This is a genomic window from Oceanotoga sp. (assembly GCF_030445905.1).
GTDB lineage: Bacteria > Thermotogota > Thermotogae > Petrotogales > Petrotogaceae > Oceanotoga > Oceanotoga teriensis.
Genome location: NZ_JASUSU010000004.1, coordinates 1 through 21,917, shown reverse-complemented (window position 1 = coordinate 21,917; position 21,917 = coordinate 1). Strand labels below are relative to the sequence as shown.

Here is a 21,917-nt window from a genome sequence, read left to right as displayed (position 1 = left end):
AAGGACTGATAATATTTATCAGTCCTTTTCTCTATTTATATACATTTTTTGAGCTATTTCATCCATTTCTTTTGCTTCTAATATTTTTTCTTGTGCTAAATATTCTTCATATTTTCTAAATTTTAATTTTTCTATTATATCTTTTTCTTTTTTTGCTTCTAAAAATTTTTTTCTGGCTTTTTCTTCTTCTCTTAATTTTTTTTGATATTGTTTTATTAATTCTATTCTTTTTTGTTTTAAAAAATGTCTATATTTGATCAATTCTTGGACTTTTGTAGAGGATAATGAATTTTTTAGTTCATTATCAAAATAAAGTCCATAATCATTTATTTTTTTATCTAAATTTGATATAGAATTTTCTACCTGCATTCTTTCATTTATCTTTTTAGACAGGTTTTCTTTTTCAATATTTTCAAATTTTTCTTTTAAATCTAATATGCGTTGTAAATTAAAATTAAATTTCATTTATTTTATCTCTACTTTATTTTATTTCATATCTATCTAATTTATAATATAAATTTCTAACTGTTAATCCTAATCTTTTTGAAGCTTCTGTTTTGTTTCCATGACAAACTTCAAGCATTTCTAATATTATTTTTTTCTCATAATCTTCAACCATTTCTTTTAAAGTTCCTGTAGATTTTTCAGAACTTTCTAATATTTCTGGAATATGTGATGAAGTTATTATACTATCTTGATTTTCCATATTTAGAATAGCTCTATCTATAACATTTTCTAATTCTCTTATATTTCCAATCCAAGAATAATTTTTTAATTTTGTTAAGGCATCTTCAGTAAAATCATAAATTACTCTACCATATTTTTGATTTAAAGAATGTAATATTTGTCTTGAGAGTGAAGGAATATCTTCTTTTCTTTCTCTTAAAGCTGGTATATGTATAGTCACAACAGATATTTTATAAAATATTTCTCTTGAAAACTTTCCTATACTTACAAGAGTTTTTAAATCTTCTGTGGTTGAAAGAATTAATCTAACATCTGGTTTGTAATTATAATAATCACTTTCGAATTCGCCTTCTTTTAGATATTTTAAAAGTTTTTCCTGTACTTCATCATTTGCAGAGTGTATATTTTCTATAAATAATGTTCCATTATGAGTCTTATGAAAATAACTCTTTTGACCAAAAAGAATATCTTCTTGTTTATCTTTCGGTACTAAAGAAAGATTAATTCTTAAATATGTATTATCTTTTCTATCACTTGAATTATGTATCGCTTGAGCTAAAACTTCTTTTCCTACCCCATATTCTCCAGTTATTAATATGTTTACTTTTGTTGCAGAAGCTTTTTGAGCTTGTTTTATTACTTTTGTCATTTCTATTGAATCTGCAACTATGTCATCAAAATTATATTTTGCTCTTTGTTTTTTTAGCATTCTTTTGGTAGCTTCTAATTCATTTAAAAGTCTTTCTATTTCTGATACATCATGTATTACAGCAACACTTCCTTTGAAATCATTTTTTACAAAATATGGTGTTACCGAAGCAATTACATCTTTCTTACTTGAAGATATTTTTTTCTTTACATTGAATATAGGCTTTTTTTCTCTAGCACATTTAATATGAAGACTTTCACCTTCTGCTAAATCAACTGAAGCTGGTTTTCCTATTACTTCTCTTGGTGTTAATCCGGTTATTTTTGTATAAGCCCTGTTTACCATTACAACTCTACCTTCTTGATCAGCTACTGATATTGCATCTGAAGTAGAGTCTATTATTGATGTTAACATTGCTTCCATTTCTCTAAGATTTGTTACTTCTTCTGCCAATTTTTGAACAGTTGTTATGTCTCTAAATACTGCAGCTGTTGCAATTGTTTCATTATTTTTATTTTTTATTGGAAATCTTGAAGTTATTATAACTTTATTTCCAAGATTTTGAAGCCTGTCTAATTCTGATTCACCTGTTCTAAGAAGAATATGTAGTCTTGTATTTGGAACAGTTTCTACTACATTTTTATTTAAAATATCTTCTTTTTTAAGGTTTAATATTTGACATGCTGAATCATTTATAAAAAATATATTTTCTCTTTCATCAACAGCTATAACCCCTTCTAATAATTGATCTAATATGGATCTTATTAGTTCATCCTGAGTCATTTTTGTTCACCTCAATCCTCTAAAAGTTTATGATGTTGTGTCCATCCATTTTTAAGGTCTAAATCTATCATTGTTTGAACAACTTCTTCATATTCATTTTTTTTCAAAAATCTACCAAGTTTTTCTGAATTTTTTGCTTTATATACAGGTACATATTGATCCATTAAACTTATTCTAATATTTTCAGATATTTCATATTTTAAAAATTTAAGAGCTTCTTTTGCTTGGTTTATATAATTTGGCAATACTAATATTCTTACTATTATCCCTCTTTTTAGAATTCCTTTTTCTTCTATATAATCATTTCCAATTTGTTTATAAATTTCTCTTAATGTAGATTGCATACTATCTTGATAATTTTTAACATTCGATAATCTTTTTGCAATTATATTACTTGTATATCTTATATCGGGCAAATAAATATCTACTATATCTCTTAATAGTTCTATTATTTCAACATTTTCATATGATGAAGTATTCCAAACAATTGGTAACCTAAACCCTTCTTCAATAGCTAATATTAAAGCATCAATTATAAAAGGAAGATAGGCTGTAGCTGTTATTAAATCTAAATTTACAGCTTTTTTATTATTTTGTATATCAAGATATATATTTTTTAAGTCTTCAACTGTTATATTTTTTCCAAGGCCTTCTTGACTGAACTTAAAATTTTGACAATATATGCAATTCATACTACAATTTGAGAAGAAAATTCCTCCAGCGCCCGTATTTCCCGTTAATGGAGGTTCTTCGCCTGGGTATAAAACAAATTCGGAAATTTTTATTTTATCATTTGCTCCACATAACCCATTATTTTTATATCTATTTATATTGCATTTTCTTGGACATAAATCACATTTTTCTAATTTTTTATATAGGACTTCTTTTATTTCTTTTAATTTGCCATTTTCATATAATTTCATATATGATGGTTCAAAATTCATTAAAAAATAACCTCCAATTATAAAGCGCAACATTCATATTTATAGTTTATTTTGTAATTCATATTTTTAATTAATATTTCTGTTTCTTTTAATGGTTGTACTAAACCATCTAAATATGGAATTAAATTTTTTTGAAGCTCTTTTCGATATGTACCTTTTGGATGCATACAACCTAAAATTATTTTTTTATCATCGTACATTTTTTTTGCAATTTTTATGATATTTAATACTTCATCTATTTTTGGTATTAAATTATTTTCATATTTGCTTCCTTTTGTAGGAATAAGAACAAGAAAAATTATCCTATCAAAATATTCTATGTATTTTTCTAATTTTTCTAAAGCTTCTATTTCATGGTAGATTTGTCCTTTATAAAGTCCTATTGTAATATGAGGTTTTATAGGTATTTCATATTTGATAATATTTTCAATAGTTTTAAAAGACTCTTCATAATTTTTTATATGATAAACTTCTTCTAAAGTTTTCTTATTTCCAATTATATCAATTGAAGCTGTGTCAATTATATCTTTTATATCAATAATATTTTCTTCATTCATAAAACCAAAATGAGCATTGTATTTTAAATCGTATTTTTCTTTTAATTTTCTCAATTCATTTTTATGAATGTTGATAGGAATTTCAAGTTTGTTATTCATTCCGCCACTTAAAAGAAATGATTTATAACCTTGTTTGACAAGAGCTTCTATATCTTTTATGGTTTTCATATTTTTTAAATAATGTTTATTGCAATGAGAGCAATTTAAATAGCAATAATCTCCAGTTAAACTTATAGATTTTGTTTTATTTAATTTTATTAGATCTATTGTTTTTTTCATTTTGATTATTCCTTTCTTATTTTTTTACAAGCCTCTCTTGCAGCAATTTGTTCAGCTATTTTTTTTGAATGGCCTTCTCCAATGCCATATATTTTTCCATCAACTTTAACACCAATTTTATAATATCTTATATGGGAAGGTCCTTTTGCTTTTATTATTTCATAATCAGGTAGAACTTTAAATACATCTTGAGTTATTTCTTGTAATTTAGTTTTATAATCTAAAAATAATTCACCAGCTACAGCTTTTTCTATATGTTCATTTAGATTTTTTATTATAAAATTTTGAGTAAATTCGTATCCTAAAGATAAGTAAATAGAAGCTAATAATGATTCAAAAGCATCTGCTAATATTGAATGTTTTTTTCTTCCACCATGTTTATCTTCACCAGTTCCTAAAAATAAAAAATTATTTAATCCTATACTTAAAGCTACTTCTGATAATATTAATTCACTTGCAACTGTGGCTCTTATTTTTGACATATCTCCTTCAGTTAATGAATAATTTGAATAAAGGAACTCGGAGATTACGAGTTCCAAAACTGAATCTCCGAGAAATTCTAATCTTTCATTAGAGTTTAATTTTCTTCCTTTATTTTCTTTTTCAAATACATATGAAGTATGGCATAAAGCATTGAATAATATTTTTTTATCCATGATTTCTGGTAGATTTAAATATTTTATTGCATTTTTAACTTGATTTTTCTCATTTTTGTTTAAATTAAATGATTCTTCACTTTTCATTATCCTAAAAACTCCTTGATTTTATTTGCAAAAGCTTCTGTATCAAAGCCATAAATTTTTCTTATTAATTCAGAAGATCCAGAAGGAGCATATTCATTAAATCCAAAATTTTCCATACCATTTATATTTATATTATTTTTTACTATAGTTTTACTTATTTCATTTGCAATTCCATTTTCTACATTATGATCTTCTAATGTTATTATTTTGTTGTTCATAAGGTATGGTATTAATTTTTCATCATTATAGTGTAAAGGTGAAGCTATACCTATTACATTTATTTTGATACCTTCTTTTTTTAATATATCTGCAGCATCTACAGCTATATGTGCAAATGTTCCATAGGTAATTATAGTTAATTTTTCGCCTTTTCTAAATTCATCTATACTACCATATTCATATTTATAATTTTTGTCAAAGAACGGTTTTCCTTCTTCTGTTTTTATTATATCTATTTTAGACCTTCCCATAGTAATTACTATATTTCCTTCATTTTGAGCAGCATATCTAACTACTCTATCTGTTTGAGTTGGATCTGATGGAACTATTAATTTTGTATTATACATACTTCTAATTAATCCCATATAATTTACTTCTTGATGAGTTTTTCCATCTTCTCCTACATCTGTTCCAGAATGAGTTATAGCTGTTTTTAAATTTGAATGATTTATATCATTTAATCTTTGTTGATTAAAAGGTTCATCTAATCCAAAAACTCCAAAATCAGCAAAGAAAGTTAAAACACCACTCGCAGATAATGAACCAGATATTGTTGCAGCATTGTGTTCTTGTATACCTATTTGTATGTAACCTTCAGGATTGACTTTTTTAAATTCTCCAAGTTTTACCGAAGGTAATAAATCACAATCTATTGCAGCAACAGGAAATTTTTCTTTATTTGATTTTGCTATATCAGCTAAAGCATTTCCAAAAGCACTTCTATTATCTGTTTTTTTATTTTCGTAAGTTATAGGTGTTCCGTATTCAACATTTAATTTTTCATTTGGATAATTTTTTTCAGATTTTTTCAAAGGTAATTTTTCTCTGGCAGTTCTAAATTTTTGAATATCATTTTCTATATTGAGTTCTTTTAAAGCTTTTTCTAATTCTTCATCTGATAAAGGTGAACCGTGATATTCATGCCTGTTTTCCATGAATGATACGCCTTTTCCTATTATTGTATGAGCTATTATAACTGTTGGACCTAATTTATAATTTTCAGCTATTTCTAATGCTTCATTTATTTGTTCAAAATCATGACCATTTACTTCTATTATATTCCATCCAGCAGATTTGTATTCAGCTTTTAAATCAACATATAATACATCTCTTGCTCTTCCTGAAATTTGTATATCATTATAATCAAGTATAACTATAAGGTTATTTAAATTTTCTTTTTTTGCTGTTCTTCTTGCTTCTGCAATTTGTCCTTTAGGACTTTCTCCATCAGAAGAAAAAACATAAACTTTTGAATCTTCATTTTTTAATTTTGCTGCAAGTGCAAATCCTACTCCTACTGATAATCCTTGACCAAGATTTCCGGTAGTCCATTCTATACCTGGTATTCCTCTTGTTACATGGCCTTCAAATATACTTGATGGATGTCTAAAACCAGAAATTACTTCTTCTATATTAAAGAAACCAAATCTTGCCAAAGCAGAATAAACTCCTGGTGAAGTATGACCATGACTAATAACAGTTTTATCTCTCACCTTTTTAAAAGGTTGTTTAGGGTCTATATTTGCTCTGTTAAATACACTTAAGTATAGATCTATCGATGACATAGAACCACCTGGATGACCTGATTTTGATACAGATGTCATTTTTAATATGTCACCTCTACATATTTTTGATAAATCTTTTAATTCTTTAATACTTTGTTTCATTAGAGACACACCTCCGGTTTTTTAAAGTTCGTCTGTTTTATTTTCTTCATTTGAATTTTCATTAAAATATTTAAAAGGTATTTTTATCAATAGTGGTTGATTATCTTCTATTACTTGTAAAGTTACTTCTTTTAAGAATACATTTACAGTTATTACCTTAGCAGGTTTTCCATCATATTCAATAGTAGAATTTTCATTTGGAACATTTTTTAATACTTCTTCATAAAAATCATTTTCATATCTTAAACAACATAATAATTTTCCACATCTTCCAGATATTTTAGCTGTGTTTATCATCATTTGTTGTGTTTTTGCAAGTTCCATTTTTATAGATGAAAACTCTCTTAAAAATCTTGCACAACAAGCAACTTGGCCACATAATCCTAAAGAACCTTTTATTTTTACTTCATCTCTTATTCCAACTTGTCTTAATTCAATTCTTACTTTATATTTTTTTGCAAGTACTTTTACCAATTCTCTGAAATCTACTCTTGAATCTGCTCCAAAAAATATTATAAGTTTAGATCTATCAAATGTATATCTTGCTTGAAGTACTCTCATTTGTAAGTTCATTTCTTCTGATTTATTTTGAGTATATTCTTCTACTTCCTTTATTTCTTGTTTTATTTTTTGAAATTCTTCTTCATCTTCTTCGGTTAAAATTCTTATTATTGGGTTTGGTTCATATCCCATTTCTTCTATTGATAAAAATTTTGTTTTTGTAATTATTTTACCAACTTCTAACCCTAATTCTGAATTAACAAGAACTAATGTATTTATTGAATAATCATCATCATTTTCTTCTTCTAAGAAAGTGTAATAAATTATTGGTTCTCTTTTTTCTAATTCTACCCCTATGACTTTTATTTTTGAATCAGGCATTATTTTCTCCTCCTGAATAAAGAATAACATCTATGTATTCTTAATAGATGTGTGTAAATCTCAATTTCAAATTTAAAATTTGATAATTTTGAGTTTATAATTCCATTATAATATTCATAACTGTCCTCAATATATTTTATATCAAAATTATAATCTTCTATACCAAAAAACTCACTCATATATAATAGATCTATCGTAGACCAATTTTTACTTGTTTTTGTTATTATAGAATCTTTTATTAATACTAATGAAATTTTAGATAGGAATTTTAAAAAAATTCCAGTATTTATATTTTCTTTTTTCTTTATTATTATTTTTGAAATTTTTAATACTTCATTTACATCATTTTTTATAATATTTTTTATTATTTGTGTATATGCAAATGTACTATTTATTTTGTTTAAAGGATTTTCTTGGTTTAAAGTCAATATCTCACAGAGTTCTTCTATATTTTTTTGTTTTATAATATTTATTTGCTCCAATATTATATCTTCAGAATTCTCATATAAAAATTTTGTAATTTGAAAATCATTTTCTACAAAATATTTTATATATTGGTGTGTATTTTTATATTTTTCATATATTTTGTTTTTGAAATTTGAGTCTAATTTTATATTTATTTTATTTAATCTACTTTTTATTGTTGGAAGTAATTTGTTCCATAAATTAGTATTAGTTATTATTATAGTATGTTCTGGAGGTTCTTCTAAAGTTTTTAATATAGCATTGGATGCTTGGATATTCATTTTTTCAATTTCATTTATAACAACTATTTTATATGAAGAATAATTAGGCTTATAAGAAATAAATTCTTGAATATCCCTTATGTAATCTATTTTAATATTAAAATTTTCTGGATTTATTTCTAGTAGATCATATTTATTAAAATCTTTTAAGTTTTTTATTAGATCTTTACAAAAATAAGTGTTTAAATATTTGTCGTTTGATGTAAAACATAAAGACCTACCTTTATAATCCGATATGTTATCTATTATACCATTTAAAATTTTATCATACATTATTTTTTCCTTTCATAAATTATTTATCTGTATAAGTCAAGTAATAATCCATTTATTTCTTCGACTTTAGATGCAAAGTTTAAAGTGTTTTTTTCTTTATTTATTAATGCTTTTGTTATATCTTGTATTTTTTGATCTACTACTTCAGCTATTATATGAAGTCTTGGATTTCCATTATCTATATTTATATCTTCTTTTACTTTATAAAGTTTTTTTTCTATTTTTTTTAAATATTCTTTTATAGATCTTTTATATTGATTTAAATTCATTTGAGTTGGAGATTTTACAAATCTATTCCCTTGATTTAATATTTCATCTACAAGTTTTTTTAATTCTTTTTGAGAAATTTCATATTCTTTTTCTGTTAAAATATCGAAAAAACCTATATCTTCAGTTGAAGAATTTTTTTTTGATGAACCATTTTTTTTAATTTTTTTAGTTTTTCCTTTTGATTCAGATTTTTTATTGTTTCCGAGAGGGTTTATGTTCATTTTGAATCACTCCCATTTATAATTATTTAATAAGTTTATTAATTCGTTTTCTAATTCATCTTTTTTTACATTTTTATAAAACTTTCCTTTTTGATATATTGCTGCAGTTTGTCTTGAACCAGCTATTGCTATATCAGAATGTTTAGCTTCGCCAGGACCATTTACAATGCATCCCATGACAGCAATATTTATATTTTTATTAGTTTGTATATTGTTTGTTAGTTTTTTTACTTTTTTTACTAATTCTTCAATATTAATTTCTGTTCTTGCACAAGTAGGACATGAAATTACTCTTATTCCTTTTTTTAATCCTAATAAAGTCAATAATTTATTGGCTGAAATTACTTCTTTTATTGGATCTCCTGTTATAGAAATTCTTATTGTATCTCCTATATCATTTAATAATAAAGCGCCTATACCAGCTGAAGATAGTATTAATGAATCTTCATATATTCCAGCTTCTGTTATTCCAATATGTAAAGGATAATCTACTTTTTCTTTGATATACTTATAAGCTTTAAATGTTTGAATTGCATCTGATGATTTTGCAGAAATGAATATATCTTCAAATTCAAATTTTTCCAACAATTTTACTTGTTCTAAAGCACTTTCTGCTAGAGCTTTTTCTGGAGAGCTGTTTAAAAATTTTTTTGATATTGAACCTGAGTTTGAACCTACTCTTATTGGAACTTTGTATTCTTTAGCATATTTAACTATTTCTTTTATTTTATCTTCTTTATCGATATTTCCTGGATTTATTCTTATTTTTGAAATTCCGGCTTTTATTGATTCTATGGCTACTTTATAATTAAAGTGAATATCTGCTATTAAAGGTATTTTAACATTCTTTATTATCTTTTTTAAGGGTTCTATATCTTCTAAATCTCTAACAGATAGTCTTACTATTTGTGCGCCTGCATTTGAAAGATTATTTATTTGATTTATAGTAGATAGTACGTCTTTAGTATCAGTATTTGTCATACTTTGAATTACTAAAGGGTTTTCTCCACCAATTTTTATATTTCCAACATTAACTACTTTTTTTGAAAACATTATAAACTCCTTTTTATTTTATTATTCTTGAGATATCATTGAAAGTTACATATATTGCAAATCCCATCAATAGTATAAATCCTATGAAATGAATAATACCTTCAATTTTTGGATTAACTCTTTTTCTTGTTATTATTTCATATAATGAAAAAACTATTCTTCCTCCATCTAAAGCTGGCAAAGGTAATAAATTAAATACCCCTAGATTTATAGTTATTAAAGCTATTAAATTCAGTATGGATTCTAAACCTGCTTTAGAAGCTTGACCAACTATATTAACTATTCCAACAGGTCCAGATAATTCATCTGTAGAAGTTTGACCGGTAAAGAGTTGAGAGAATACCTGTATAACAGATTCTATAAGAGATTTTGCCCAACTAAATGACATAGGAATTATTTGACTTAATGTTGGATGTAATCTTTCTGAATTATCTATAAATCCCGGAATTGATAAATAATTAAATAATTCTTCTTTAGTCATATTTAACTCTATTATTTCATTATTTCTAGATATTTTTAATAACAAATCATTTTTAGAACTTCTATTTATTTCTTGTATTTGATTTCCATATGTCGTAATTAATATAGTGTTTTCTGGTATATTTAGTGTTTGAATTGTACTTATTAATTGTGTTCCATTATTTATATTTTTTTCGTTTATTCCCACTATTAAATCATTTTTTTGAAAAATATCTACATCTTTCATTATTTTATTTGAAAATAAATTAAAGGTTATACCTATTACTGGTTTTTGATCATTTATCATATAATTTGAAATAAATCCAGAATATATAGAGTTTTTATAAGAAATTTTTGTTAAATCATTTTTTTCCATTTTATTTAAAATATTATAAAAATTTGCAGAATCATTTATTTTTAAATCATTTTCAATTTTATTTGATTCTTTTATTTCATAATCATATAAATATATTAAACTCTGTTTTTCTGATAATACAGGAGAAACTTTTAAATCCTTTAATATTCCATTTCTATCTACAGTTAAATTTATTGGTTTATTATTTCTCAATTCTATTGCAAGAATTGAAGGATCAAAAATATAATCACCATTTATTTTTAAAATAGTATCATTTTCTTGTAATCCTGAAATATAAGCTGGCGAATTTTCTTGAACTTGTGCTATTCCAACTTTTGGAAACCCATATCCAATACCTATTATAATAATAATTATAAGTCCAAGTAAGAATGAGAATAAAGGACCTGCAAAAGATATCAAGAATTTTTGCCAAGGTTTTTTATTTAAATACAAAGTTTTATCATTTTCATCATATTCAGGGCTTTCAATATCTTCTCCAGCAAGTCTCACATATCCACCAAGTGGTATTGAATTAAATCTAAAAGTGGTATTTTTCCCTTTTATATTAAAGAGTTTTGGACCAAATCCAACAGCAAATTCTTCTACTTTGGTATTAAACATTCTTGCAAATAAATAATGTCCGAGTTCATGTGCAACAACTATTAAAGTTAATATTATCATAAACCATATTAAAGTCATTATCATAAATAAAAGTATCCTCCTTTGATTTTAATTATTTATATATTGTTTTAATATATTTCTTGATATTTTATCTGTTTCATATATATCTTCTATGTCATTTATTTTTATATTAATTTTATCTATTTCAAGTATACATTTTTTTAGTATATTAGAAATATCGGTAAATTTAATTTTTTTGTTCAAAAATAATTCAACTAATTCTTCATCTATTGAATTATATGCAATATGTAATTTTTGATTTCCCAATATTTCAAATGCTAATTTTAAAGAAGGATATCTTTGATAATCTACTTTTTTAAATTCTATATTTTTTAAAGGAATCATTTCATCTTTGTAAGATCTTTTTGGGTATGTTAATGAATAAGCTATTGGAATTTTCATATCTGGTTTTCCATAATGTAGTTTCATAGTTCCATCTTCAAAATATATTATCGAATGAATATGAGAATTTTCATTTATAATTACATCAATTTTTGGTTTATCAAACAAATAATATGCTTCTATTACTTCTAACCCTTTATTAACCATAGTTGCAGAATCAACAGTTATTCTTTTTCCCATATTCCAAACTGGATGGTTTAATACTTTTTCTATAGTAACATTTTTTAACTCTTCTATAGGAGTATTTCTTAAAGAGCCTCCACTAGCTGTTATTATTAAATTAGAAGGAGATTTTTCACCTTCCAATAATTGAAATATAGCACTGTGTTCAGAATCAACAGGTAGAAGTTCTATATTTTTTTCTTTTATTTTTTTGATTACTATATCTCCACCAGATACTAAAGATTCTTTATTTGCTATACATAATCTTTTTGAAAATTTTATGGAAGTTAATGTATTTTTTAAACCTGCGAAACCAGAGGTTGCAATTAAAGAAATTTCTGGGTTTTTAAATTCTAAATATTCTTCAAGTTTTTGATAATTTGTAATTATATTACAATTTCTATATTTTTGTGGTAAAGACCCTTTTTCTTTATAGTCATTTATATATAAAAATTCTAAATTGTATTTTTCTATAATTTTTTTTGCTTTTTTGAAATTTGAATTTATAGTTCCACCGATGAGTTTGAATTCTTTTTTAAAATTTTCACGATTTAATACTTCTAAAGTTTGAGTTCCTATGGAACCAGTTATACCAAAAATAAATATTTTTTTCATATTTTGTTCACCTCAGACTTGATTATATGTTTAATATGTTTTATAATTAATTTATAAAGCAGTATAAAGTATATTTAATGGGGGAAAACATGTTTAAACTTATAAAATATTTTTATATTAATATTATTATATTAACGATAACTTTTTTGTTATCGGTTTTCTCATTAAAATTATACATTATTATTTGTTTATTAATGTTGATTTTCTTTAACATTTGTTTTTTATTTGAATTTAAAAAGTACATTAAAATTAAGAACAGCAAAGGATTTTCTTCACTAAATTTAACTAAAGATTCTTTTTTGAATTTTATAGTTCAAAAGACTAAAGAGATTTATAATATTGAAGATTTCAATTTTTATGTTTATTATAGAGAAGATAAAATTTTTGAATACTTTTCAAAAGAATATCCATTTAAAAGGAGAATCAGGAGTTTTTTTGATGAAGATATTTATATAATTATAGAAACTCAAAAAGAAAAAAACATTTCTGAAGATTTGTTTTTTGATGTTTTTAATTTCATTAATATATATATTATTATGAATAATTATAAAGATGATTTTAATAAAGTAAAAAAAGAAATTAAATTATCTCAAATACAATTTTTAAGTAAATTAAGACTTTTAGCAGATAGAGTTGATAATCCTTCACATAATAAAAGAATTGGGCTTATGTCAAAAAAATTAGCACGACTTCTTGGAATAAATGAGAAATATGTTTTCGAAATATCTGTTTTTGCTCCATTACATGATATAGGAAAAATTTTTATTCCAGAGAGTATTTTAAAAAAACCTTTTCATCTTAATAAAGAAGAATTTAATATAATAAAAAAACATTCGATATATGGTGCAGAAATTTTACAAGGTATAGATTGGCTTAAAGTTGCTTGGGAAATTTCTTTATATCATCATGAAAAATTTAGTGGTGGAGGATATCCTTTTGGATTAAAAAAAGATTCGATTCCAATCAGTGCAAGAATTGTTTCAATAATTGATGTTTATGATTCTATAAGAAGTGAAAAAGTTTATAAAGCTTCAAGTGATCATATTAAAACTATTGAAAAAATGATTTTAATGCAAAAAAATAATGATTACTTTGATCCAGATATTTTTTCCGTTTTTATTGAAAATAATGAATTATTCAATAAAATATTTGAAGAAAATTAACTTTTAAGTTAATAGAATTTAATGTTTTTTATGTATTCTATACTAAGAACTTTTAATTAGTCCAGAGAGGCTAAAAAGGAGGAGATTTACATGGCAGAATTTACTAAAATTCTTAGAGGTAATGAAAAAGATCTTACAAAAAGGACCATTCTTAAAAGAAGTATTCTTTCCCTACAACACTTTGTTGCGATGTTTGGCGCTACAATTCTTGTTCCTTTATTAACGGGTTTTGATCCATTGGTAACTCTTTTTGCAGCTGGTTGTGGAACTTTAATTTTTCATTTTGTAACTGGCTTAAAAGTACCAGTATTTTTAGGATCCAGTTTTGCATTTATAGCCCCTATAATGGCTGTTAAAGAACAATATGGAGATTTATCATATGCTTCAGGTGCAATAATGATTGCTGGACTTGTTTATTTACTATTTTCATTGATAGTAAAATTAATGGGTTATGATATATTAAAAAAACTCTTTCCTACTACTGTTACAGGTACAATGATTATAATTATAGGTTTATCTTTAGCACCAACAGCCATGAATATGTCTTCTTCTAATTGGGTAATTTCAATTTCCACTCTTATAACAGTTGTAATCTTCTCTACTTTTTTTAAAGGGTTTTTGAGTATGATTCCGGTTTTAATGGGAGTATTAATTGGATATTTGATTTCAGTAATTACAGGAAATGTTGATTTTACAGCAGTTACAACATCTTCTTGGGTTTCTATTCCTTCTTTCTCTTTGCCAAAATTTAGTTTAGACGCAATTTCAGTTACTGTTCCTTTAGTACTTGCAACTTTTATGGAACATATTGGAGATATAACTACAAATGGTGCTGTTGTAGGTAAAAATTTTTTTAAAGATCCTGGATTGCATAAAACTTTATTAGGAGATGGAATTGCTACAGCATTTGCAGGTTTTGTGGGAGCTCCAGCTAATACCACTTACAGTGAGAATACAGGAGTATTGGCAATTACTAAAAATTATGATCCTTCAATAATTAGAGGAGCGGCATTTTTAGCAATAATATTTTCTTTTTTATCAAAGTTTGGCGCTATATTGAGTACTATACCAGAGGCTGTTATTGGTGGAATAGGGTTAATGTTATTTGGTATGATTTCATCTACAGGGATTAGAACAATAGTTAATGATAATGTTGATTTTTCAAATTCAAAAAACATTTGTATAGTTTCCATAATGCTTACAACAGGTTTAAGTGGTATAGCTATAAAACTTGGAAATGTTGAGTTTAAAGGTGTAGCTTTAGCAGCAATAGTTGGGATAATATTAAATTTAATAATACCTGATTTAAATAAAAAAGCAAAAAAAGATAAGATTTGATTAAATCTTATCTTTTTTTTTATTGTATACTTTTTTGATGTATAATATAATTAATAATCATCATAGGAGGTATATATATTATGGGTTTGGGAAATTTTTTATTAGAGATGTCTAATTTATTTACTATAAACAGATGGAATAATAGACCTGCATTATTGAGATTTACTGAGGCTGATAATCTTTTTAATTCTATAGCTTTATCATTATTTACTTATGAAGAATTGGAAAAAAAGGATACTATAAAAATAGTTCATAATAAAATAATAGATGTTATACCCAAAGTGGTTTTATCAGATGTATCTTTGAATACTAAGAATAGAATTAATAATATAGATAAAAATATTTGGCAAAAAGTTAAAGATTCAGCTATAGAAGATATAAAAAATATGATTGAAGATGATAAAGTAGTAGAGATTATTTATAAATATAAATTGAATGAAGATATAGTTGAAACAGAAAAGCTCATATCTTATTTAGTATCTAAAAAGGAAGTAGAATTCAATAGAAGAGTTTTTCCAGAATATTATGATGAACCTTATAAAGAAACTGAAGAAGAAATAAAAAAAATAATAACTCCATATTCCTATAAATTAGAGAAATATAATGATTTTCTTTTAAATACTACATTTAGACTTAGTTCTATGATAAGATGGAATAAGAGTCAAAGGAATATTGAAAGTTCGGTTGCTGCACATTCTTTTTTTGTTTTAACTATTTCATATTTTTTGGCTAATTTATTTGAATTAAATGAGGATCAAATATATGATATTATAATTGCTTCTACATTACATGATTTGCCTGAATCTTTTACCGGAGATGTTATATCACCAACGAAAAGAAAAGTTAATGGTCTAGAAGATATAATTACAGAAATTGAAAATGATTATGTTGAAAAATGGATGATACAAAATTCTTATATAAATCAAGTAATGAAAAGATTTAAAAATTATGTTATAAATCCTTTTGAAAATGATTATGGTCAAATAGTAAGAACAGCTGATTTATTAGCTGCTATTTTAGAATGTTCTATGGAAATTAAAACTGGAAATCAAAATAATCTTTTTAGAAAAGCGTTTTTTTCAACAAAGAAAGAAATAAAGAGTATATGTCCTTATGATATTTCAAGTTTAATAGATGAGATTGAATATAAAACATTTTAAATAAAGCGGCTTTAAAAAGCCGCTTTATTTTTTATTCTGATCTAACAAATTTTTTGCTTCCATCTTGGTATTTAAATTTTACAACTATTCCTTTTTGAGGTTTTTCATAGCCTGAAAAGATTTTGTGTACATTAGTTTCATTTACACCATAATTAACAGCTTCTTCTGAAATGTGTGCTTCAAATGGGTCTTCACTGTAAACAAACACTGTAACTTCTATCTCCTTCATAAGAAAACACCCCCATTAAAAAGTTTTTTTGGATTCTAATATGAAAGTAACCGGTCCATCATTTATCAAATGTACTTTCATTTCTGTCTGAAATTTTCCTGTTTGTAAATTTATATTATAATTACTTTTTACATAATCTAAAAATTGTAAATATATTTCATTAGCTTTTTCAGGCGGTGCTGATTCTGTAAATGAAGGTCTACGACCTTTTCTACAATCGCCATATAGAGTGAATTGTGATACTATCAATAATTCACCACCTGTTTCTAATAAGGATAAATTCATTTTACCATCTTTATCTTCAAAAATCCTTAAATTCATTATTTTATCTGCAAGCCATTTTATATCTTTTATGTCATCATCATTTGAAATCCCCAATAATAAAAGAAGGCCTTGTTTTATTTTTCCAGTAACTTCTTCATTTACTTTGACTTTGGCTTCTTCTACTCTTTGGACTACAGCTCTCAAAATTAAACCCTCCTCACGGAATATACTCCTTTTATTTCATTTATTTTATTTATTATTCTTATTATATGTTCATTATTTGTAACTTTTAGTCTTATTTTTGTTCCTAATATATCTCCTTGTTTTATAATTTCAAATTTTTCTAAGTGACCTTTTTCATTATTTATTATAGTTCTTATCGAATTCATTAAATCTTTATTTTCCATTTCAACTTTTAAAATAGCTATATATATATTATCTGGATCATCAGCCCATTTAACATTAACAGTTTTTTCTTCTTTTACACCTCTAATATTTTTACAATTATTTCTATGTATTACTATTCCTCTTTTACTTATTATACCAATTATATCATCTCCTTGCACAGGAGTACAACATTTAGCAAAGAAAGAATCTACACCTTCTTGGCCATCTATTATCACTGAGATGTGATTTTTTCTATTTTTTGTTTTATCTGGAGTTAATTTTTTTTGTTTTTCTTCTTCAGTATTTATAAATTGGTTTTTTATAGTATTTATGTTTATTTCTTCAAGATCTATTTTTATAAATAAATCTTCATCATTTTTTATATTATATTTTAAATAAAAAGCATTTTCTTGAAGTTTTTCAAGCATTTCGTCCATAGAAAGATTCAATTTTTTTGCCAATTCTCTAAATTTATCTTTTCCTTTATCTATTAAATCTTTTTCATTTTTCTGTCTATAATATTTTTTTATTTTACTTTTTGTTCTTGGTGATTGAGCATATTTTAACCAATCTATACTTGGACCATTAAAATTTCTATTTATTATTATTTCTATTACTTCACCATTATGTATTTTATAGTTTATTGGTACTATTCTTCCATTTACTTTAGCTCCAGCATAGTGATTTCCAACATCCGTATGAATTGCGAAAGCAAAATCAATAGGAGAAGCATCTTTTGGAAGATGTATTACTTCACCTTGAGGGGTAAATACAAAAATTTCTTTTGATAATAAATTTGTTTCTATTTCTTTTAAATCAAAAGCACTTTGGGCTATATCCTTGTGTAATTCCATTAAATTATCGAGAAATTTAACTTTTTCTTTTGATACACCTTCTTTATATACCCAATGTGCTGCTAATCCGTACTCTGCCTCTTCATGCATCTCCCAATCTCTTATTTGAATTTCGAGAGGTTCACCTTTATGAGTGATTACTGTTGTATGTAATGATTTATAACCATTAAATTTTGGAGTAGCTATATAATCTTTTATTCTTCCTGGCATTGGAGACCATATAGAATGAACTATTCCTAATGCGGCATAGCATTGATTTTGATTTTCTGTTATTATTCTTAGAGCAATATAGTCATATATTTCATCTAATGATTTTTGTTTTCTAACCATTTTGTTGTATATACTATATAAATGTTTAGCTCTTCCTGAAACCTCTGCTCTTATTTTATGTTTTTTTAATTCTTTTATTAATATATTTTGATATTCTTCGATACTTTTTTGCCTATTTTTTAACTTATCATCAAGTTTTATTCTTAATTCTCTAAAAATATCTGGTTGAATATATTTAAAAGATAAATTTTCAAGTTCAGCTTTCATTTTATATATACCAAGTCTATGAGCTATAGGAGCATATATTTTTAAAGTTTCATTAGATTTTATTATTTGCTTATTTCTTTTTACATGTTGTAAAGTTCTCATATTATGTAATCTATCGGCTAATTTTACAACTATTACTCTTATATCTGTTGACATTGCAAGAAGCATTTTTCTTATAGTTTCTATTTTTTCAATTGATTTTAAATCGGATTTACTTAATCTTTCATTTAATTTTAAGTTAGATATTTTAGTAACTCCATTTACTATTCTTGAAACATCAATTCCGAATAATTCTTCTATTTTTTCTATTGGAACATCGCAGTCTTCTACTACATCATGTAATAATCCAGAAGTTATTGTATCTATATCCATTCGATAACCTGCTAATATTCTTGCTACTTCTTTGGGATGTTCAAAAAAAGGTTCTCCGGAATCTCTCATTTGTCCTTCATGTGATTTTTCGGCTAATTCATACGCAAGTATTAATTTTTCTTTTTCTTTTTTATTAAGCTTTCTATCTAAAATATCTTCTATTTCTTTTAAAAAATCTTTAGAGTCATTCAAAATTTCCACCTCGTATATATCTTTTTTTATATTATATCACAGTCAAATAAATGGATATATTGAATATCTTAATATTTCTTAATATTTTTTAAAATTACATAAAAAAGTAAGTAATAAAATGAGTGTGTAAATATCATATTTTAAGGAGGGTTTTTAATGAAAAAAGGTCTTTTAATTTTATTAACTTTAGTACTTATGGTAATTGGTTTTTCTGAAACTTTGGTTATTAAAGGTTCAAATACTATATTTCCAGTAGCTCAATTGTGGATAGAAAATTTAAAAGAAATAAATCCAGATTTAAATATTACTTTAGAAGGTGCAGGTTCTTCTACCGGTATATCAGCACTATTTAATGAAACTACCGATATTGCAAATTCTTCAAGATGGCTTAAAGATAAAGAAATTGAAAAAATGCACGAAGAGAAAAAACTTTTTATGCCTATAGTAGTTGGTTATGATGGGATTGCTTTGATTGTAAATAAAGAATTGGGTATAGATTCTATAACTATAGAAGAATTAAAAAAAATATATACTGGTGAAATAAGAACTTGGAAACAATTGAACTCAAATTTACCTAATAGCAGAATAGTTATTTATTCAAGAAATACAGCTTCAGGTACCTTTGAAACTTTTGAAAATAAAGTCTTAGATGGTGCAAAAATGGATCCGACAGTTAAAATGGTTGAATCTACTCAATTTGAAATTGATCAAGTTTCAAGAAATAAATATGCAATAGCTTATGTTGGAGCTGGTTATGTAAATGATTCTGTAAAAGTATTAAAAGTTGAAAATGAATTACCAACAAAATTAAATATCTTAAATTCCATTTATCCTATATCAAGACCTTTATATATGTTTGTAGATGTAACTAATGGTTATCCAGAAACAGGTAAAATAAAAGAATATATTACATATGCTTTATCAAAAGATGGTCAAGAAATGGTAGAAAAAGCTGGTTATGTTGCTGCATATGGATTTTAATTGAAGCTAAAACTAAGGAGTGTATTTAAATGACTAAACGTGATATAAAAGATAAAACAAATAAAGTACTTATCACAGTAGTAGCTTCATTTGGTATATTAATATTAGTAGGTTTATTTTCATTCATAATAAAAGAATCTATACCAGCCCTAACAGAAGTTGGGGCTGAAATTTTTACAAGCTATAATTGGTATCCTACATATTCAGATGCTGAATATGGAATGCTTACAATGATTATAGATTCTCTATTAATAACTCTATTATCTGCTGTGATAGTTTTGCCTATTGGTTATATAATTGCTTTTTTTATGTACGGATATGCAAATAAAATAGAGAAAAATATAATAAAATCTTCTATAGATCTATTATCAGGTGTACCATCAGTTGTAATAGGAACTTTTTTGATAATATATATTTCTCCTTGGATGCTCAAAATCGGGGCTTGGTCGGCAGAAAATATTTTTCTTGGTTCTATAGGTCTTTCTATATTATCATTACCATATACAGCTTCTTTGATGCAAGAAGCTTTAGACGCGATAGATCCAAAATTAAAAGAGTCTGCTCTTGCTTTAGGTTCTTCAAGATTTACAGCAGGTTTTAAAATTGTTTCAAAAGCTGCTATTTCAGGTATCTTTAATTCAATAATTCTTTCAATAAACAGAATAATAGGTGAAACCATGGTTGTTTTAATGGCTGCTGGAGGAGCTAATTTAATTCCAAAATCAATTTTTGATCCTGTAAGACCTTTAACTGCGGCTATTGCAAGTGAAATGGGTGAAGTTGAACTTGGTAGTTTACACTATTCATCACTATTTGTTGCAGGATTAATTTTATTAACTATAAGTTTTTTATTAACTTTAACTTCTAAAAGATTGACAAGGAAGTGGACTAAATGAAAAAAGATATTATAATTTCATATATTTTTAGAATAATTTCATATATATCTGTTTTTATAATTTTACTTATTTTTGGAACTGTTATATTATCTGGTATAAAGTATTTTACACTATCTTTTTTTACTGAATATCCTAAACAAGGTATGACAGAAGGGGGTATATGGCCAGCTATATTAGGATCTTTTATAATGATAGGTCTTACTCTTATATTTTCAATACCAATTGGTGTTTTAACAGGAATATTTTTATCTGAATATGGAAAAAATACCAAACTTGGTAGAATATTAGATATTGCAATAACCTCTTTATCAGGTGTACCATCAATTGTTTATGGATTATTTGGTTTGGCTTTGTTTTCAATAACTTTAGGTTTTAGAACTTCTATATTATCTGGAAGTTTAACATTATCTGTAATGACTTTACCAATAATTTCATCTTCTGTTAGAGAAGCTCTTTTCTCTGTTCCGAATACTTTAAGAGAATCTGCATATGCACTTGGTGCAAAGAAAACAGAAGTTATATTTAAAATTTTAATTCCAGCATCTAAATCAAGAATAATAACTGCAATATTAATAGGTATAGGAAGAGTTATTGGAGAAACAGCTCCTGTTTTATTGACTGGTGCAGTTTTTTATTCATCATATTTTCCTAATAATTTACTTCAGCCCACTATGACTTTACCTACTCATATATATTTTTTAACTATGGCATATGGTGAGGATGCACAGTGGATGGCTCAAGGTTCTTCGGCATTTTTAATGCTTTTAATTTTAGTAATTTATTCTATTGCTTTTAGTATTAGGAGCATTCCTGAAATAAAAAAAGAAAGAGGTTGAAAAAAAAGGAACCTCCCCGTAAAATAAAAGTGTAACAAGAATCCATCAAACATTTTACAAA

General features: G+C 25.2%; 21 protein-coding genes. 6 read left to right on the top strand and 15 right to left on the bottom strand.

What is annotated here, in order from left to right:
- Window positions 1–18: 18 nt before the first annotated feature.
- From fliJ to dxr, 12 genes are read right to left on the bottom strand one after another with little or no spacing between them, the layout of a single operon-like run.
- On the bottom strand, window positions 19–465 hold the full coding sequence (gene fliJ, locus PWP28_RS01790; RefSeq protein WP_308644141.1) for a flagellar export protein FliJ: 447 nt from the start codon (window positions 463–465) through the stop codon (window positions 19–21).
- 16 nt (window positions 466–481) lie between these two features.
- A complete protein-coding gene (locus PWP28_RS01785; protein ID WP_109605271.1) occupies window positions 482–2,119 on the bottom strand; it encodes a sigma-54-dependent Fis family transcriptional regulator in 1,638 nt (545 codons plus the stop codon).
- A gap of 11 nt (window positions 2,120–2,130) precedes the next feature.
- A complete protein-coding gene (locus PWP28_RS01780; RefSeq protein WP_109605273.1) occupies window positions 2,131–3,063 on the bottom strand; it encodes a radical SAM protein in 933 nt (310 codons plus the stop codon).
- 17 nt (window positions 3,064–3,080) lie between these two features.
- Window positions 3,081–3,899 carry a radical SAM protein gene (locus PWP28_RS01775; RefSeq protein WP_264150206.1) on the bottom strand — a complete coding sequence of 273 codons (819 nt, stop codon included), beginning with the start codon at window positions 3,897–3,899 and terminating at the stop codon, window positions 3,081–3,083.
- A 5-nt stretch (window positions 3,900–3,904) separates the two neighbouring features.
- Window positions 3,905–4,642, bottom strand: coding sequence for a ribonuclease III (rnc, locus tag PWP28_RS01770; RefSeq protein WP_109605277.1), 738 nt, complete (start codon window positions 4,640–4,642; stop codon window positions 3,905–3,907).
- Window positions 4,642–6,528, bottom strand: a complete 1,887-nt coding sequence (locus PWP28_RS01765; RefSeq protein ID WP_109605279.1) for a transketolase — start codon at window positions 6,526–6,528, stop codon at window positions 4,642–4,644. The genes rnc and PWP28_RS01765 overlap by 1 nt, the downstream gene beginning before the upstream one ends.
- A gap of 21 nt (window positions 6,529–6,549) precedes the next feature.
- The gene (locus PWP28_RS01760; RefSeq protein WP_264150204.1) at window positions 6,550–7,410 is read right to left on the bottom strand and encodes a regulatory iron-sulfur-containing complex subunit RicT; all 861 of its coding nucleotides are present in this window, start codon (window positions 7,408–7,410) and stop codon (window positions 6,550–6,552) included.
- Window positions 7,410–8,429 carry a hypothetical protein gene (locus tag PWP28_RS01755; RefSeq protein ID WP_109605283.1) on the bottom strand — a complete coding sequence of 340 codons (1,020 nt, stop codon included), beginning with the start codon at window positions 8,427–8,429 and terminating at the stop codon, window positions 7,410–7,412. The genes PWP28_RS01760 and PWP28_RS01755 overlap by 1 nt, the downstream gene beginning before the upstream one ends.
- Window positions 8,430–8,452: 23 nt before the next feature.
- Window positions 8,453–8,920, bottom strand: a complete 468-nt coding sequence (locus tag PWP28_RS01750) for a YaaR family protein (RefSeq protein WP_264150202.1) — start codon at window positions 8,918–8,920, stop codon at window positions 8,453–8,455.
- Window positions 8,921–8,926: 6 nt separating this feature from the next.
- Window positions 8,927–9,973 carry a flavodoxin-dependent (E)-4-hydroxy-3-methylbut-2-enyl-diphosphate synthase gene (ispG, locus tag PWP28_RS01745; protein WP_308644140.1) on the bottom strand — a complete coding sequence of 349 codons (1,047 nt, stop codon included), beginning with the start codon at window positions 9,971–9,973 and terminating at the stop codon, window positions 8,927–8,929.
- A 13-nt stretch (window positions 9,974–9,986) separates the two neighbouring features.
- Window positions 9,987–11,492 carry an RIP metalloprotease gene (locus PWP28_RS01740; RefSeq protein WP_109605289.1) on the bottom strand — a complete coding sequence of 502 codons (1,506 nt, stop codon included), beginning with the start codon at window positions 11,490–11,492 and terminating at the stop codon, window positions 9,987–9,989.
- Window positions 11,493–11,516: 24 nt separating this feature from the next.
- The gene (gene dxr, locus PWP28_RS01735; protein ID WP_308644139.1) at window positions 11,517–12,647 is read right to left on the bottom strand and encodes a 1-deoxy-D-xylulose-5-phosphate reductoisomerase; all 1,131 of its coding nucleotides are present in this window, start codon (window positions 12,645–12,647) and stop codon (window positions 11,517–11,519) included.
- A 299-nt stretch (window positions 12,648–12,946) separates the two neighbouring features.
- On the opposite strand from dxr, the gene PWP28_RS01730 reads away from it, so the two are divergent.
- The 3 genes from PWP28_RS01730 (at window position 12,947) to PWP28_RS01720 (ending at window position 16,308) form a co-directional block, all read left to right on the top strand.
- Entirely contained in the window at window positions 12,947–13,810 is an 864-nt protein-coding gene (locus tag PWP28_RS01730; protein ID WP_264150198.1) for an HD-GYP domain-containing protein, read from the top strand.
- A 90-nt stretch (window positions 13,811–13,900) separates the two neighbouring features.
- On the top strand, window positions 13,901–15,148 hold the full coding sequence (locus PWP28_RS01725; RefSeq protein WP_264150197.1) for a uracil-xanthine permease family protein: 1,248 nt from the start codon (window positions 13,901–13,903) through the stop codon (window positions 15,146–15,148).
- An 80-nt stretch (window positions 15,149–15,228) separates the two neighbouring features.
- Window positions 15,229–16,308 carry a YfbR-like 5'-deoxynucleotidase gene (locus PWP28_RS01720; RefSeq protein WP_109605296.1) on the top strand — a complete coding sequence of 360 codons (1,080 nt, stop codon included), beginning with the start codon at window positions 15,229–15,231 and terminating at the stop codon, window positions 16,306–16,308.
- Window positions 16,309–16,339: 31 nt separating this feature from the next.
- Here PWP28_RS01720 and PWP28_RS01715 read toward each other — a convergent pair whose 3' ends face one another.
- The 3 genes from PWP28_RS01715 to PWP28_RS01705 are packed head-to-tail and all read right to left on the bottom strand — an operon-like array spanning window position 16,340 to window position 19,143.
- A complete protein-coding gene (locus PWP28_RS01715) occupies window positions 16,340–16,537 on the bottom strand; it encodes a hypothetical protein (RefSeq protein WP_109605297.1) in 198 nt (65 codons plus the stop codon).
- Between the two features lie 15 nt (window positions 16,538–16,552).
- Window positions 16,553–17,005: a D-aminoacyl-tRNA deacylase gene (gene dtd / locus PWP28_RS01710; RefSeq protein ID WP_109605299.1), complete on the bottom strand. Its 453-nt coding sequence runs from the start codon at window positions 17,003–17,005 to the stop codon at window positions 16,553–16,555.
- A gap of 2 nt (window positions 17,006–17,007) precedes the next feature.
- Window positions 17,008–19,143: a bifunctional (p)ppGpp synthetase/guanosine-3',5'-bis(diphosphate) 3'-pyrophosphohydrolase gene (locus tag PWP28_RS01705; protein WP_374045475.1), complete on the bottom strand. Its 2,136-nt coding sequence runs from the start codon at window positions 19,141–19,143 to the stop codon at window positions 17,008–17,010.
- Window positions 19,144–19,299: 156 nt separating this feature from the next.
- On the opposite strand from PWP28_RS01705, the gene PWP28_RS01700 reads away from it, so the two are divergent.
- Genes PWP28_RS01700 through pstA form a run of 3 tightly spaced genes read left to right on the top strand, consistent with a single transcriptional unit; the run spans window position 19,300 to window position 21,856 of the window.
- A complete protein-coding gene (locus PWP28_RS01700) occupies window positions 19,300–20,124 on the top strand; it encodes a phosphate ABC transporter substrate-binding protein PstS family protein (protein WP_109605301.1) in 825 nt (274 codons plus the stop codon).
- 29 nt (window positions 20,125–20,153) lie between these two features.
- A complete protein-coding gene (locus PWP28_RS01695) occupies window positions 20,154–21,020 on the top strand; it encodes a PstC family ABC transporter permease (protein ID WP_264150195.1) in 867 nt (288 codons plus the stop codon).
- Window positions 21,017–21,856 carry a phosphate ABC transporter permease PstA gene (gene pstA / locus PWP28_RS01690; RefSeq protein ID WP_305082058.1) on the top strand — a complete coding sequence of 280 codons (840 nt, stop codon included), beginning with the start codon at window positions 21,017–21,019 and terminating at the stop codon, window positions 21,854–21,856. The genes PWP28_RS01695 and pstA overlap by 4 nt, the downstream gene beginning before the upstream one ends.
- The last annotated feature ends 61 nt before the right edge of the window (window positions 21,857–21,917 follow it).